The following is a 14,967-nucleotide window of genomic DNA, read 5'->3' on the forward strand; positions in this document are numbered from 1 at the left end:
CGTCCACAGGTTTTCCCGCAGTTATCCCCGTGCCGTGAACGGCACGGGTCGGAAGGTCAATAACTCCGTCCGCTCGCCCGGCATCCGTTCGATGCCCAGGACGTAGCCTGGCAGTGATTGACGCGCCACCAAAACGCGTAAGTCGTACGCGAAGTCCGAAAACCGCGAGCTGCTGCCAGACTTGCGATACAGATGTCGGAAGTCGAACTGCCAGCCAGCTTCCTGTCGACCGCCATGCTTGCGCACCAGCCGATACAGCCATCGCTCGATGCCGCCCGTGAGTCGGAAGTACGCCGGGTCGATGGTGAGTACCAGCGCCGCGTCGAGCACGCCCGCATAGAACCAGTCCGGCAGAATCAATTCGATGCCCAGCGGCGTGCCGCGGGCGTCGGCCAACTCTTTCCACTCGTTGATCCAAGAAAAGCGGTGCAGTCGTCGTCCGGTCGTCCCTCGGATGGACGTGGCCACCGTGGTCGATTGCAAGCGATCCAGCGCAGCCTTGAGGCGTTGATAGTCGTGCAGCGACGTTCCACGCCCAATGAAGCGCAGGATCTCGTAGGGCGTTGCCTGCATCAGGCGCGATGGACGAATACCCGCATCGCGCGCTTCCACGATTTGCGAAGCGGCCCAGATCAGGATGTCCGCATCCCAGATGGTGGCGATGCCGTGCTCCAGTGTCCCTTCCACGCGTATCGTGACGTTGCCGCTGCGAAAGTCGATCGGCGCCGTGCGCCGCGATTTCGCCAGCGAGAAAAATGGAAAGGCCATCAGGTCCTGGCTGTCGCGCGGCGCCATGTCGCCCGGCAAGGCGCGGAACAGATCGAGCTGTTCCCGCTCCCGCGATGGGTTGGACAGGGCGATGGCCACCGGCGAGCCACCGATCAGCGCGCACGGCTGTCGGCCGAGTGGTGCTCGGCGTATTCCGGGTCGGACGTGGTTTCGTAGCTGCGCTGGTCGGCCCAGGCATCAAGGTCGGCCACCGCGTACATGACGCGCCGGCCGAATTTGCGGAACTTCGGCCCGTTGCCGATCACGCGCTGTTTCTCCAGCGTGCGCGGCGAGAGGCGCAGGTAGTCGGCGGCCTCATCATTGGTGAGATAGCGTTGAGGCTGCGCCGGCGCGGGAGCGGCGGCAGGTTGCAAGGGAGCGGGTCGCATGGTGAGAACCTCCATCGGTCAGGAACGCCCGGCCACACAACGCGACCGGATGGAGGCAGTCTCAAGAAAGAGGCGCGGAGCGCAGAGGGTCGTTTTGCAGTGAAGGCAAAGCGACCCTCCCCAGGTCATTCGAGCTGTGCCAGACGGCGATAGCCGCCGCGCATCAGCAATCGGCCGCGCTGCACTAAGCGGCGCACGCGCGAACGAAGGCCACCGTCGGCGTACCAGCCGCCGGCCACGGCTTCGGTGCCGAACAGCCCTGCGGCTGTTTCGCGCAAGGACGCACCCGCCAGGGTTGCGTCGAGTGCCTGGAGCGTGTGCAACTCCAGCAGCGCCGCGGGCGTGGGCCGGGAGCGGGCCAGTGCCGCAGGCGCGGTCTCGGCGACAACGGCCAGCTTGTCTAGTTCGGCCGCTATCGTGTGGTAGCGCCCGCAGGGCGCAGCACACGCGCGGACGGCATAGAGATAGGCCATGCCATCGGCCAGGCCCGGTGCCAGTGCGAGCCGCACGCAGCAGCCGGGCCATCGTGCCACCAGCACCAAGCGCTTGCCATCGTGGATCAGATGCTTGTGGCCCGGGATGCGCCAAAACTCGAAGGCGTCGGCATCGGGTGGCGGGTCGGCGTCCGGGTAGAGCTGGAGCACGGCGTCATGGTCGGGGAACCAAGCTGGATGCGCGTCGCGCGCATCCAGCGCCGGGTCTTCCAGCAGGCGAAGCCCCCAGGCATGCGCCGCATCCGGCCTGTTGCGACGGCGTAGCCAGTCGCGCCGGTAGTCGGGATGGCGGCGCAGGTACTCCCAAGCCAGCGCGAGGCCGTCGAGGTGCAGCACGTAGAGATACGCGGCGGTTGGATACCAGGGCTCGGTGCTTCGATCAGCCATAACGCAACCTCCTGTTGGACAGGAACGTCGCTATGGGCGTCGAAGACAGGAGCTACTGCGTTATCCGAAAACCGTCCTCAAGGAGGGCTAAGCTGGCAGTGGTCAAGACCGATTGGCTCCGAAATCTTGCGGGGTTCGTCCGAGTGCGACGACCGCGCATCCCGGAAATGGGGCGCGGCACTGACACCGTGCCGCAGCCCGCGCCGCACATCATGTCTTTCTGGGTCATGTCGCACCCTCTTGGTGCAAGAGTGCCGATTCAGACCCCAGCCGTCTTGAGCCAGACTGAGAAAGACACAGTACGCCGCAACGGCCTGTGTCCGGATGGCCTGCAGCCGGGAGCAGATGGTTCGTCAGTCGGGGATCGAACCATCGCGCTGCGCCAGTCGGGCGTACTCCAATAACGGCCGCGAGGCGCGGAAATACAGGTCACGCAGGATGGGCCGCTGCTGCGGCCCGACGATGCTGGCCAGGTCGGATAACTTGACCGTCCCCAGTGCAGGCAGGCCAATGCCGAGGTCGATCAGCCCCCACGCGGTATCGCCATCGGCTGGGTCGAGCGCGGCCAGCAACCAGGTCGCATGCGCATCCGGCGTGAACAGTCGCACCACTGGCAGCGGGTCGATGCTCTGGCCGGCGGCGCGCGCCGCGCCGTTGGCGAGCAGGCGTGCGCGTTCGTCGGCGGTGGTGAACGGCTGGGTCATGGGCAGGAATCCCACGCATCTGCGAATGCACGAACACGCCTTTCAGTCGAAGCACGGAACCGCCAAGGCGGATATGCGCTTTCGTGCGCAAGCACGAATGCGCAATCTCTCGAATCCGTACATGCACATAAACGCAGACGCGGAATTGTGGATGTCAGGAAAGACACGAATGCGGCTCCCCGGTTCTGGCGAAATCCTCAGATGCGGATTTCCTTAAAGGCCCAAATACGGAAAACAAAACACCAATTGAACACTATAGATTGTAGCCCTATAGGGCGCAATAGGTTGTCATCTTGGTTTTATAGGGAAAACCATTGGTGGCGGCTAAAAACTCATTGGCAACGGCAATACGGACAGTCAGAAAAGCGCGCGGCTTGAGCCAGGAAGCGTTTTCTGATGTGTCGAGCCGCACCTATATGAGTTCACTGGAACGCGACCTGAAAAGCCCGACCCTGCACAAACTGACCGAGCTGTGCGAGGTCATGGAAGTGCATCCGCTCACGCTGCTGACGCTGGCCTATGCCGGCGACAGCCCGCACAAGGCCGATCAGCTTCTGGTGCAGGTGCGCCAGGAACTGGAGGCAATCTTGAAGAAGCGCGACTCGCCGTAGCCGAGCGCGGTGCTGCGACTAGCAGCACCGCGCCCCGCCGCAATGGCGGGGTGCTAGGGGCGGCTGTCAGGCCGCTTGAGGCTTGCTGCGCGACCAGATCAGGTCGTGCGTGCCGTCCTCTCCTTCGATCAGGCGGGCATAGACCGTTGCCGGGAACGAAGGATCGTCCACGGTCAGGGACAGGTAATCCCGCCCGGCTTCGCTGGTCTTCTTCCACGCTGCGCCGATGTCATGGCTTGCCGCCTGCAGGCGGAAGTCGGGAGCGTTCTCATTGTTGCCCTTGTCGTTGGGAACCAGCTTGACCTTGACGTTGAGCGTCAGGGTGCGGAGCGTGCCGGTGAAACCGTCTTTGTCTGCGGTGAAGGTGCCGATGTTAGCCATGATGATTTTCCTTTCGGGTTAAACAAGATCGCGCCAGTGCGTCCTTGTTGTGATCCAGCCGGCGGGAGATGGGCGGGCCGCACCGCGCAGCGGTCGCAGCAGCGTGGAGAACCTGGAAGCGCAAAGAATTTGTCCCGCGAGGAAGCCGCGCAGCGGCGGGGAAATTGTTTGCGCTGGAAGGTTGCGGCCATAAAGCCCAAGGCGCAGCCGTGCTCTCGCCAGGATTCACAACAGACCAAGGACGTACAGGCCGACCGCTCCCGAAAGAAGACATGGCGGACTCGACATCCCCGCGTGATGGCTTCACCGGCTTGTACCCTGATGCGGCAAGGCCAACACCCCAGCGACAAGGCGGGAGCGCCCCTGCCGCAGCTTGCGGCCTCGTGCTTGAGGCGTGACGTGGAAGCTCCATAAGCTCGGCCGGGCGGGTGTGTCGGTGAACCGTCCTTCGTGACGTACAGGCGATGAACCGCCAGCGTCGGGGACAGCACGCTTTTGCACAACCTGCCGCAGCAAGCCTGGACGTAGCCCCACATGCTCGGCCCATGCGGCGGGGCGTCATCGAAACGTTGCCCGCGTCAGCGGGCACTGATCGCCATACCGCGCGCAAGGCACTGGCACTTGTGCGCTCGCCACGTCGTCGCCTGGTCGAAGGCGGCGACGTGGCGGTTTTGCTTTGGATGTTGAAACCGGGTGCGGCGGGCGCCCGCCGCACCCGGATTTTGGGAAACAGCCCCTGGCGCGATGCGCCGGGGGCTGCTGTTATTGTTTGGTTTCGATGATCCACCACACCGAACGCGGCAAGGGTTGGCCGCTGATGGGGTGTATGTCGGTCAGGTCGGCGAAGGCCGTCCAACCGCGAGGGGGACGGTAGCCGCGCACGTCACCATCGCCATGCCAACGGCGGGCGCGCACCGTGCCGGGGGCATAGGTCGCCGCCATGCGCGGGCGAGTGGTCGGGTTCTGGCTGTTCATGGGGAAAGCTCCTGGCCTGCCGAAGCGCCCCGAACAGTGCCGGAGCGCTTGGCGGTGGCAAAGGTCATGCGGCGAGCGCGTGGGCTTCCGCTTCGTCGGTAGCATCTTCCGGCGCATCCACGTCCTGCGTGTCTTCCTGCGGCTCCGTGTCGTGTCCGCTTCTGAACACGGCGGGCATCCAGCCGGTGCCATCAGCCAGCCGTTCGGCCTCGCTGGCAATGTCGCCTTTCTTCAACTTCTCCAACCGGGTAACGTGCGACGGCGCGAACTCGCCCACGGCTTCCAGAATCACCGCCTTGGAAACGTGCTTGAAGTAGCCTTCGGCAGTCGGCTTCCACCATGCGGCCATGTCCAGCCCCACAGCCTGCGCCAGTTCCGCGCCCGGTTGCTGCACCGTGGCGCGGGGCGTTACCACGTTCACGGTCGCCGCCACGCATACCGCCAGCAACCGCACCAGTTCGCCTTGCTCCATCGCCAGCAGCGCGGTGAAAAGTTCGGCGCTGTCCTGCGGCAACGCTTCGCTCGCGACGTGGTGCAACTCGCGCAGGGCCACGGCGGCGGGCGAATCAGGCCAGTCCGGGGCCATGCCTTCCAACCGGTCTTGCACGGTCAGGCGCGTGCCCAGCGGCAAGTCGCGGCCGTAGTGGCTGTCCTGCAAGACGGTCTGCACCATGCCATGCACCAGCGCGGCCAGCGCGATTTGCGGATGCCGGGCGACTTCGATTTGCAGCGCGGCGGTGCGGTGCGCGCTCAACCGCTGCGCCAGCCGGTCGGATAGGCTCGCGGCCTTGGGCTGCTCGGCGTCCTCGCCTTCATCGTCGTTCCCGGCTTCGCCTTCCGCGCTGCCGAACCCCTGCCGCAAGCGTTCCAGCGTGCGCAGCGCCTTGGCTTCGGCTTCGCGCAGCAGCCCGCGATGAATCACGGCTTCGCCCTCGCGGTTGAGGGTGACGATGGCACCGGCCACGGCGCGCACGTCCGGGGCGTAGCCCTGCAAGGCTTCCTCCACGGCTTGTAGTTCCCCGGCGACCTGTTCGCGGCGCGGTTCCAGCGCTTCGGTCTTGTCCTCGTCCTCGGCGTCGTAGGCTTCTTCCAGTTCGGCGTCGATCTTGTCGAGGCGGGTTTGCAGCGAGGCGATGCGGCGGGCTTCGCGGGCGTTCGGTTCGCGGCGCTGGAGTGGCGCGTTCTGGAACGCCTGCCGCTCGGCGTAGCTCATGTGCGGCACGGCTTCCACCCACGCCCAACCCTCGGCCCGCACGTCCCCGGCTAACGCATCCAGCTTGCCGCGCACCAGCGTTTCCAGCAGCGCGGCGTCGGTCAGGTAGGTTCCGGCGTCGCCTTCCGCGAACAGGTCGCGGCGGATGCCCCCGCCTGCCGTGGCGTAGGCGTCCATCCCGATGAAATGCACCAGCGGATGCGTGGCGTCGATTTCGCGCTCGGTCAGGCGTTCGCGCAGCGCGGACGCGCCACGCTGCCATTCGAGCGCACCGTAGAACGCGGCTTCCTGCGCGGCGTGGTCGTCGGTGATGGTCAAGGCCATCAACTGTTCCAGCGTCACGCCACCGGCCCGATAGTCGGCCATTAGGCGCGGCGAGACGTTGGCCAGCTTCAAGCGGCGCTGCACCACCAGCGGGGACACGCCGAAGTCGGCGGCAATGTCTTCCACCGGGCGGCCTTCGGTCACCAGCGCGGCGAACGCCTCGAACTGGTCGGCAGGGTGCATGGCCTCGCGCAGCACGTTCTCGGCCAAGCTCACGGTACGCGCCGAAGCATCGGGTACCAGCAAGCACGGCACTTCGTAGTCGGCGGCGATGCGCTTTTTCTTCGCCAGCAGCTTCAACGCGGTCAGGCGGCGGTCGCCGGCCACCACTTCGTATTGCTCGCCATCGGCGGCGAGGATGACGACGAGGTTTTGCAGCAGGCCGATGCGGGCGATGCTCGCGGCCAGTTCGGGGACGGACAGGCGCGGGGCCTTGCGCGCGTTGCGCTTGGAGCGGCGCGACAGCAACTGCGAGAGCGAAACCAGAATCAGGTTCTTGGTCGGGTCGGCCACTTCCAGCGGGGCGGCGGTTTCGATGGCGCGGGCTTCAGTATGGGTAACGGCGTTCATGGTGATAACTCCTTGCGATTAGGGATGCAGCGTTGAGAAGAAGCGGCAAGGGCTGCTGCCTGCCCCTGCCGCGTGGGGATTCAGGCTTTCAACTGGCGCATGCCATCGGCCAGCAGCCAAAGCGCGCGGTTCAGTCGGATGTTTTGGTCGATGCCCTGTACGGGACGGGTCTGCTGGCGGCGTCCGTTGGCGCTGCGCCCGCGCAGGCCGCCTTGGGTCAGGTTTTCTTGCGTGCGGTTGAACACGCTCCACAAGTCCGGGCGGCGATCGTCGTGGCGGCGCGGCATCAGGATTTGCGATTCCGTGACGGGCGCGGGCTTGTCGGGGTCGTCGTACTTGAGGGCCAGCGCGGCGCGGGCGAACACTTCGGATTCGCCATCGTTCAAGGTGATGGCGTGCATGGCATCGCGGGATTCCTTCACCCGGTCGAAACCGCTCAACACTTCGTAAGCGCCTTCGATGACGTGTCCGGCCACGTCGCCTTTGTGGGGCACGCGCACGTCCGCCACCGTGTCGCCGCAGACAAGACCATTGCTGCAAACGAACCGAAACATCCCGGCCAGCATCTGATAGCTGCTCGTGCCGTCATGGGAGTTCAGCAGCACGATTTCATTGGCTTCCGCACCGTTGATCTGGCTGGCGTGGCGCAGGCGCAGCATGTGTTTGGTGTAGTCGCGGCGGTCGTCGTGGCGCACGCGGGTTTGCGCTGCCATGAAGGGCTCAAACCCTTCCTTGCGCAGTTCCGCCAGCACGGCGGCGGTGGGGATGTAGGCGTACCGTTCGGAGCGGCTTTCGTGCGGGGCGTCCGCGAAGATGGACGGGGCCACGCGGCGGATTTGGTCGTCGGACAGCGGGTAGTCGCTGCGCAGCGTCGGGGAATGGGAAGCGAAACGGGATGCGAGTTGCATGGTCTTTCTCCTGACAAAAAAGGGTTGGCTGTTCAAACCGCACACCGGATTCCTAGATTCGGAGCCCAGCCTTTCGGCTGTTCGGTGCGGTCGGCACGAAGAACCCGGTTGGCCTCGTTGCCACCGTCTTTCCTGAGTTCATCGCCCGCGACGGAAGGGAGCCCGTGGACGGGGGCCGTCAAGGAGGCAAGCGCAGGGTTGGTGCGGCCCGCAGGCGTAGCCGAGGACACGGCCCTTCGCGCCTTGACGGCACACGGCCGCAGGCTACAGTCGCGAGCAAGGTGATGAGGTCAGGAAAGATGGCTGGGCAGGCAACGGCCGTCCCTGTGTGCCGACCGCACGCAAGCGAAGCGCGCAGGCCCGAAGCTGGAAGCCGGGCCGTAGGCGTCAGCGATGGAAGCCCGAATGGGGCGAGACTCGCGCAGCGAGGCTCGATGCGAAGCACGAGAGCGCGACCCGGCCATGCCTTCCCGGCCGGGGGACGCAAATGCAGAAGAGAAGATGCAGCATGGATCGCCTACACCGAACGATGAACAGCAAGACCGCCCTCCTCGCTCTCGCCTAGTCGCCGTTCGCAAGCGGAGCGCGCGGGCCCGGATGGGTAGCCGGGCTGTAGGCGTCAGGGATGTAGAAGGCTGGCGCGCGCCAGTCCCGTCAGGGATGAGCGGATAGCGAACCTGGAGCAGCGCGATCCGCGAAGCGGAGACGCACAGGATCTCTTCGCTTATTATTTAGTGCTAGAAGCTTGCGGTGATTACCGCCAATCAGAAGCGCTCATAAATAGAAAAATATCAGGATGAAACAGCACCGACCGCAGGGAATGGCTCCCACCACTTGGGAGGCTGACATCCTCAAAATTCGCGCTTTTGAAATGGTGATGATCCTCTTCTATTTAGAGGACTTGCGAGAATTCATCATGGGTTCCATCCAGTTCACCGACAAGCTGCATGGCTTAAATCGGCTCTCTGATGGTAAGCCCAGGACCAAGGAGGGCAAGAAGATGGATCTTGCGCGGGGTGTACTGGTTTCCGAAGGGGCTATCAGCCAGGCCGAAAGCGACGAACTCTTTGCCCTGGTGGACTACCGTAACCTCATTGGTCACAAGATTCACGAGCTGACTGTTGATGTCGGCACCTATTCAGACCTAACTCACATTGATCCCGAGACCTACAAGCCCATCCCTGCCTACGACTACACGGCAGCGAAGCGGGCGAAAAAGCTCAGACTCAAAGTTATGAAAGGAATGATGGCCAGGTTCGTCATGCAAGCGAGCATGAGCAGCCTGAAGTTTGAGGCTGCTGAAAAGACTTACCTGACCGAGATTGAACGGCTCAAGAAGAGAGTCAACAAGGGTATTGAGCAAACCAACAAGGTCATCGCCAAAACGAACCTCATCATTCAGTCCATTCCCGAATCGGTAAAGACCGCCGCACAGCCTTATCATCCTCGCAACATCCGAGAGAACGGCTCGTTGACCAAGGCAGGCGGTGGCTGCGCTTTCCAGCTCTTTGACGCCAAGGCGACTCCATTGGCTGTTGCCTACATGATGAGAATTTCGCTGAGATCAGCGAATCTCTGGTTCAAGAAGTGGCATACCAGTAAGGCTAGGTCATCGTAACGACTCGCAAGACCTTATTTGTCGGCATGAACTCAAGAGCAACAGTTACGCGTTCGGGCTCTCCATCTTCGCGTGAAAACTCCAACATAATATTGAAGTAGCTGCCTCTGTAGCCGGCGGATTCAGCAGTCTCAGGAACATCCCGCCAATCCAAGCTATACAGGTAGTTTGATCTCATCTTGAAGCGAATAGCTGCTTCCAGTTCGCTTCTGGTCATATGGCCCAGGCTTGCCAACGCGAGCTTGCCATCCTTTACGTTGGTTAGATATTCATGCTTTTTATCCTCAACCAACACGGTGAAATCACTCCACGGCGCGGCTTCCTTGGACATGGCGCGGATGGCAATCTGAAGATCATCGTCCGTCTCTTGCAAAAGCATTTGCTCGGGCTTGTAGGAGAGGAAGACTCCAAAGTACATCGACTGCACACTGCGAATCGCAAGCCCCAATGCTGTGTAGTCGTGCAGGTGCAGGTTGTGGTTTTCGGTGTTGGGCCTATCGTCCTCGTGACCGAGGATCACGACGTTCTTGTGTTTGATTGCCAAGTTCACCAAGCCCATCGTCACAAAGGTTTTCGTCAAGCTGGCGTACGTGCAAGGCACATACCCCAAGTAACCCGAGTGAGACTTCAAACCTTCATGGATCGCAGCCAGGGCTTCGCTGGAAAGGTTGTTTACGTAGAGCACGTAGCAGAAGCAAGGGTGCTTAAAATTCAGGTCTTTTGCGACGACGGCCTTGTCGGCCAAAAGCCTGCGGGCAATTTCGTCTCTGTCGTCACACAGCTCGCCGCCGAGAATGCTGTGTGTGGTTTTCGCCGGTAGAAGTTTGAACAGCGCATCAGCAGCGTCCACTCCCGCGATGCGGTCAGGATTACAGCGGTTTTCATCAAAAAGGAACGCCGCCTCGTGCTTTTTGGTCTGTGGGGTAAGCGCAGTTCGTAGCTCGTCGTAGCTAATCCGCTTGCCGCTCAATATATTCAGAAAGTCTTGATGAAACCGCTGCACTTCTAAGAAAGTTTTTTCGTCTGACCAAGAGTAGTGCTCTCTCATGGCTGCAAGCATCAGGTGACCACGGGCATTCAGGGTATGTATGCGACTCATTCTTGGCGATCTTTCTCAAGTGAAGCAATGGAAACCAAGCCAATGAGCAGAACCGAGGTGACTGCCCCAGAGCTCGCCCTCCTACGCTCCAACAAGTTGTTCCGATAGACGTTGAAGCTCACCATGTCTCTATGCAGCGTATTCATGGAGTCCGAGGTGAAACAACAATCGCAAACCCCCAACATTGCCAACATTGATACCGGCCAGTCCCTTCCCTTGCCCGGGACCGAAGCCTACGAAGCACTCCCGCAGTTCCCAAAGCGCAGCGCGCTTCCCTTCCGTCGCACCATCCGCCGCCAAGAGTTGCGGCAGATCGTCCCTTTGGCCGAAACGACGATCTACGAGATGGAGCGCCGCGGTGAGTTTCCGCGTCGCTTCAATCTGACGCCGCGTTGCGTCGTGTGGGACTTGGCCGAAGTGGAAGCGTGGATCGAGGCACGCAAACAAGCTCCTCGCGGCGGCGTCTCGAAGCCGGACGTCCACCTGCGAAAAACCCGCCCCGTTCGGGCGGGCTCAGGCCAGGAATGAGACTGGCCACGAGTTCATCCAACTAGGGCTTTCAGTTCCTCGGAACCCGAACGCGCTAACCGTCTTCCTTCCTTCGCCACGTTGACTTGCAACGCCACGCTCGCCACCTCCAACATATCCTCGGTCAGCGAGTAGCTGCCTTTGGCCTGCAGCCAAGCCAACACGTCCGCCAAGTGCCAGATCGACGCACTGCCCTCGTGCACCGGCGCCGGAAAGCTGCCTGGATGGGTCAGCATCAGTTTGCGCATGTTCTGCCGCGACACACCGATTAATTCCGCCACGTCGGTCAAGCCAACCAGATCCGGGGCAACCTCGATCAAGGTGGCCGAGGGGACGACTCTGCGCACGTCGACCAGTGCGCTACGCACGGCCGCGTCGGCGTTATCCGCCTCGCGGGTGAATTCAAGCGCCAGCCGCCCAGGCTGACCGATCCCAACCAAGGCATCATCGCAACCGGCCTGGCCCAGACGCTCGACCAATGCATCTGGTTCACAGTCATCGTCGGCGAGCTGGTATTTCAAAGTGAAGATGTATTCCATCGTGCTACTCCTCGACATGGTCGGCCGCATCCTGTTCCTTGCGGTGCGTAGTGCAGTTGTTCACGACGCGTCGCAAGGCGCGTGCGTGGTTGCCGGGATTCTTCGGCGTGCTCCATACCGACGTGATACAGAACTCGCCGCAGCGGCACTCCTCGTCGTTGTACGGACAATAAATCCGCCCCCAAGCGTGGCTACCGCCGACTTCGACGCGCCAGCCTTGTTCTTCGGCGTGCTTGAGAGCTTCCTCGACCTCTTTCTTCGGATGGGGGGAACGAGCCATCACTTATCTCCAGTATGGGGATGATTGGCTTGGTTGTCAAGTGACAACCAAGCGCTCGTTTAGGCCATCGCACTCAATGCCGGCACCACCACGTTCTCCGGCATCAGCTTGGGCACGTAGGTCTGCCCGTCGATCCAGGCGTCAGCCATGTTGGCCCACTCTTGCAGCATGTGACGCCGCTGCTCGGCGTACTCAGCCTTGTTGTAGATCGACCGCGATGAGCGTCCGTCCTCGTGCGCGAGGCACTTCTCGATCCAGTCGCGGTTGAAGCCGATTTCGTTCAATAGCGTCGAACCAGTACGGCGTAGGTCGTGGACCGTGAAAGGCTCCAGCGGCAGACCGGCAGCCTTGGCCCGCTCCGCCACGATCTGCGTCACCCGGTTCAAGGTCGCGTTCGACATGCAGCGGTCGGAGTCGTAGCGCGACGGCAGCACGAACTTGGAGCCAGCGGCGCAGGTGTGGAGCGCCACGAAGATGTCGAGTGCCTGGCGCGAAAGGTAGACCACGTGGGGGTTGCGCCCTTTCATCCGCTGCTTTGGGATCGTCCAGGTCGCAGTCTCGAAATCGACCTCATCCCAAGTAGCTTGGATCAGCTCGCTCTTGCGCACCAGCGTCAGCAGAATCATGCGCAATGCGAGCCGGATGGTCGGATAGGTTGCCACCGATTCCATCTGCCGCGCCATCAGTCGAATCTCCAACGGCGACAAGGCGCGATCCTTCGGCACGAAGGTCGCAATGGAGGCGGCACCCACACCCTCCGCCGGGTTGTCGACCTTCTCCCCGTGCAGGATGGCAAAGGCATAAACCTGCTTCACGATGTCGCGGACGTGTACCGCAGTGGCAGGGGCACCACGCGCCTTCACCTTGTTGCACAAGGCACGCAAGTCATCTGCGGTGATTTCGTTGAGTTGCCGGTTCTCGAAGGCCGGCAGGATGTCTCGATCGACGATGCTCTTACGCATCGCCTTCGTGCTGTCGGCCATGCGGGCCCCCGCGAGCCATTTCTCGGTCATTTCCCCGAAAGTCTTGGCGGCGGTCAGCCGGCGCTTCTCGCGTTGCTTTTCCAGCGCGGGGGACTTGCCCTGGGCGACGGCTTTCTTGGCGTCGATCAGCTTTTCGCGGGCGAGTGCCAGCGAAATGCCGGCGGCTCCGTAGCGGCCAATGGTCAGCGTTTCGCGGCGGCCATTGAGACGGTAATCGTAGCGGAAGGTGACGGTACCGACGGGCGATACCGTCACGTACATCCCGTCTCGGTCAAAAGCCTTATAAATCTTGGACTTAGGCTTGAAATTGCGTAGTGCAGTGTCGGTAAGCATCGAGGTTTTACTCCTGTTTGTGACGGCGTTTTACCGTCAGGGGTCAGGAGACCTGCTGATGCCCGGAAAGCCGCGTAGAACAAGCTTTCCCGAGGAGACATTTACCGTCAAAGACCGGTTTGGTCTGGATAGTAAACAGGAGGGTCTTAATCGAGCCTCCGGTTCCTACCGCCACTTCTACCGCCAACCCGTTCCGCTGGCCGGCAATAGCCACCGATAGCTGTCGTGACGTATTTCCTTATAAATCAATACGTTACGTCTGCTTTTCGATAGCTGACGATAGGCCCCGAAAGACCTTAAATCACTCCCACTCGATCGTGGCCGGCGGCTTTCCACTGATATCGTAAACAACACGGGAAATACCGGGTAGCTCGTTGATGATTCGAGTACTTACCGTATCAAGGAACGCATACGGCAGATGCGCCCAGTGCGCCGTCATGAAGTCGATGGTCTCCACCGCACGCAGCGCGATCACCCACTCGTACGCCCGACCATCGCCCACCACGCCCACCGAACGTACCGGCAGGAACACGGCGAAGGCCTGGCTCACCCGGTCGTAGAGGTCGGCCTTGCGCAGTTCCTGGATGTAGATGGCGTCGGCACGCTGCAGCAGGTCGACATATTCGGGCTTCACCTCGCCCAGCACGCGCACGCCAAGACCCGGACCCGGGAACGGATGGCGGTAGACCATCTCGCGCGGCAGGCCCAGCTCCACGCCGACGCGGCGCACTTCATCCTTGAACAGCTCACGAAGCGGCTCGACGAGCTTCAGATTCATCTTTTCGGGAAGGCCGCCGACGTTGTGGTGGCTCTTGATCACATGGGCCTTGCCCGTCTTGCTTCCCGCCGATTCAATGACATCGGGGTAGATCGTGCCCTGGGCCAGCCACTTCACGCCCTTGAGCTTCTGCGCTTCGGCATCGAAGATTTCCACGAACAGGCGCCCGATCACCTTGCGCTTGGCCTCGGGGTCGGACACGCCGGCAAGGCCCTCGAAGAAGCGGTCGCGCGCGTCCACGCGGATCACGTGCACGCCCATATGCTCGGCCATGGTGGCCATCACCTGGTCGCCTTCGTTGAAACGCAGCAGGCCTGTGTCGACGAACACGCAGGTGAGCTGGTCGCCGATGGCCTTTTCGAGCAGGGCCGCGACCACCGAGGAATCCACGCCGCCGGAGAGGCCCAGCAAAACCTTGTCTTGGCCGACCTGGGCGCGCACGCGCTCCACGGCGTCGTCGATGATGTGCGCCGCCGTCCATAGCGTGGCCGCGCCGCAGATGTCGACGATGAAATGGCGCAGCAGCTCCAGGCCGCGCTGGGTGTGGGTGACTTCCGGATGGAACTGCAGGCCGAACAGCTTGCGCGATTCATCGGCCATGCCGGCCAGCGGCAAGCTGGGCGTGCTGGCGATGGCATGGAACCCGGCCGGCAATGCCGTAACGCGGTCGCCATGGCTCATCCAGACGCCAGACATCTCGCCCTCGTCCACCACGCCATCGAACAGGCTGCAGGCACCGAATTTCAGGTCCGCATAACCAAACTCGCGGTGGTGGCCGCCCTCGACCTTGCCGCCGAGCTGCTCGGCCATGGTCTGCATGCCATAGCAGATGCCCAGCACCGGTACGCCAAGGTCGAACACCTGTTGCGGCGCGCGCGGGGAATCTTTTTCAGTCACTGACTCGGGGCCGCCGGAAAGGATCACGCCACGAGGCGCGAAGCCTGCGATGTCTTCCGGTGCGTGATCGAAACCCCAGACCTCGCAATACACGCCGATCTCGCGAATGCGGCGGGCGATCAGCTGGGTGTACTGCGAGCCGAAATCGAGGATAAGGATCTTGTCGCTGTGGATGTCGGTCATGGCGC

16 protein-coding genes are annotated in these 14,967 nt (G+C 62.3%); 3 read left to right on the forward strand and 13 right to left on the reverse strand.

Annotated features, from left to right (window positions below; genetic code table 11):
- Nucleotides 1-21: 21 nt before the first annotated feature.
- The 4 genes from NDK18_RS01775 to NDK18_RS01790 form a co-directional block, all read right to left on the reverse strand.
- Complete coding sequence (locus tag NDK18_RS01775) at nucleotides 22-867, reverse strand: replication initiator protein A (protein ID WP_425600624.1); 846 nt, start codon at nucleotides 865-867, stop codon at nucleotides 22-24.
- A gap of 14 nt (nucleotides 868-881) precedes the next feature.
- The gene (locus tag NDK18_RS01780; RefSeq protein ID WP_062794374.1) at nucleotides 882-1,157 is read right to left on the reverse strand and encodes a helix-turn-helix transcriptional regulator; all 276 of its coding nucleotides are present in this window, start codon (nucleotides 1,155-1,157) and stop codon (nucleotides 882-884) included.
- Between the two features lie 125 nt (nucleotides 1,158-1,282).
- Nucleotides 1,283-2,038 (reverse strand): DUF2285 domain-containing protein, encoded by a 756-nt coding sequence (locus tag NDK18_RS01785; RefSeq protein WP_250626936.1) that lies wholly within the window; start codon nucleotides 2,036-2,038, stop codon nucleotides 1,283-1,285.
- A 353-nt stretch (nucleotides 2,039-2,391) separates the two neighbouring features.
- Nucleotides 2,392-2,742 carry a DUF2958 domain-containing protein gene (locus NDK18_RS01790; RefSeq protein ID WP_019718169.1) on the reverse strand — a complete coding sequence of 117 codons (351 nt, stop codon included), beginning with the start codon at nucleotides 2,740-2,742 and terminating at the stop codon, nucleotides 2,392-2,394.
- A 317-nt stretch (nucleotides 2,743-3,059) separates the two neighbouring features.
- Here NDK18_RS01790 and NDK18_RS01795 point away from each other — a divergent pair, with 317 nt between their 5' ends.
- Complete coding sequence (locus tag NDK18_RS01795; protein WP_250626937.1) at nucleotides 3,060-3,353, forward strand: helix-turn-helix domain-containing protein; 294 nt, start codon at nucleotides 3,060-3,062, stop codon at nucleotides 3,351-3,353.
- 66 nt (nucleotides 3,354-3,419) lie between these two features.
- Here the strand turns inward: NDK18_RS01795 and NDK18_RS01800 are convergent, their stop codons facing one another.
- The 4 genes from NDK18_RS01800 to NDK18_RS01815 all read right to left on the reverse strand — a co-directional run bounded on the left by NDK18_RS01800 (nucleotide 3,420) and on the right by NDK18_RS01815 (nucleotide 7,724).
- Nucleotides 3,420-3,734, reverse strand: a complete 315-nt coding sequence (locus NDK18_RS01800) for a DUF736 domain-containing protein (RefSeq protein ID WP_250626938.1) — start codon at nucleotides 3,732-3,734, stop codon at nucleotides 3,420-3,422.
- A 762-nt stretch (nucleotides 3,735-4,496) separates the two neighbouring features.
- Complete coding sequence (locus NDK18_RS01805) at nucleotides 4,497-4,709, reverse strand: hypothetical protein (protein WP_250626939.1); 213 nt, start codon at nucleotides 4,707-4,709, stop codon at nucleotides 4,497-4,499.
- Between the two features lie 64 nt (nucleotides 4,710-4,773).
- The gene (locus NDK18_RS01810) at nucleotides 4,774-6,816 is read right to left on the reverse strand and encodes a ParB/RepB/Spo0J family partition protein (RefSeq protein ID WP_250626940.1); all 2,043 of its coding nucleotides are present in this window, start codon (nucleotides 6,814-6,816) and stop codon (nucleotides 4,774-4,776) included.
- 80 nt (nucleotides 6,817-6,896) lie between these two features.
- Nucleotides 6,897-7,724: a DUF932 domain-containing protein gene (locus NDK18_RS01815; RefSeq protein ID WP_250626941.1), complete on the reverse strand. Its 828-nt coding sequence runs from the start codon at nucleotides 7,722-7,724 to the stop codon at nucleotides 6,897-6,899.
- A 796-nt stretch (nucleotides 7,725-8,520) separates the two neighbouring features.
- Here NDK18_RS01815 and NDK18_RS01820 point away from each other — a divergent pair.
- Complete coding sequence (locus NDK18_RS01820; RefSeq protein WP_250626942.1) at nucleotides 8,521-9,342, forward strand: hypothetical protein; 822 nt, start codon at nucleotides 8,521-8,523, stop codon at nucleotides 9,340-9,342.
- Here NDK18_RS01820 and NDK18_RS01825 read toward each other — a convergent pair.
- Nucleotides 9,329-10,441: a hypothetical protein gene (locus NDK18_RS01825; protein WP_250626943.1), complete on the reverse strand. Its 1,113-nt coding sequence runs from the start codon at nucleotides 10,439-10,441 to the stop codon at nucleotides 9,329-9,331. The genes NDK18_RS01820 and NDK18_RS01825 overlap by 14 nt on opposite strands.
- A 156-nt stretch (nucleotides 10,442-10,597) precedes the next feature.
- Here NDK18_RS01825 and NDK18_RS01830 point away from each other — a divergent pair, with 156 nt between their 5' ends.
- Nucleotides 10,598-10,969, forward strand: coding sequence for a helix-turn-helix transcriptional regulator (locus NDK18_RS01830; RefSeq protein WP_425600625.1), 372 nt, complete (start codon nucleotides 10,598-10,600; stop codon nucleotides 10,967-10,969).
- Nucleotides 10,970-10,983: 14 nt separating this feature from the next.
- Here the strand turns inward: NDK18_RS01830 and NDK18_RS01835 are convergent, their stop codons facing one another.
- From NDK18_RS01835 to guaA, 4 genes are all read right to left on the reverse strand, one after another.
- Nucleotides 10,984-11,508: a helix-turn-helix transcriptional regulator gene (locus NDK18_RS01835; RefSeq protein WP_250626944.1), complete on the reverse strand. Its 525-nt coding sequence runs from the start codon at nucleotides 11,506-11,508 to the stop codon at nucleotides 10,984-10,986.
- Nucleotides 11,509-11,512: 4 nt separating this feature from the next.
- Nucleotides 11,513-11,788 carry a hypothetical protein gene (locus NDK18_RS01840; RefSeq protein ID WP_019718158.1) on the reverse strand — a complete coding sequence of 92 codons (276 nt, stop codon included), beginning with the start codon at nucleotides 11,786-11,788 and terminating at the stop codon, nucleotides 11,513-11,515.
- A 59-nt stretch (nucleotides 11,789-11,847) separates the two neighbouring features.
- A complete protein-coding gene (locus NDK18_RS01845; protein ID WP_250626945.1) occupies nucleotides 11,848-13,104 on the reverse strand; it encodes a tyrosine-type recombinase/integrase in 1,257 nt (418 codons plus the stop codon).
- A 301-nt stretch (nucleotides 13,105-13,405) separates the two neighbouring features.
- Nucleotides 13,406-14,962 (reverse strand): glutamine-hydrolyzing GMP synthase, encoded by a 1,557-nt coding sequence (gene guaA, locus NDK18_RS01850; protein ID WP_250624397.1) that lies wholly within the window; start codon nucleotides 14,960-14,962, stop codon nucleotides 13,406-13,408.
- Between the last annotated feature and the right edge of the window lie 5 nt (nucleotides 14,963-14,967).

It is taken from the genome of Pinirhizobacter soli, assembly GCF_015905305.1.
Taxonomy (GTDB): Bacteria; Pseudomonadota; Gammaproteobacteria; order Xanthomonadales; family Rhodanobacteraceae; genus Pinirhizobacter; species Pinirhizobacter soli.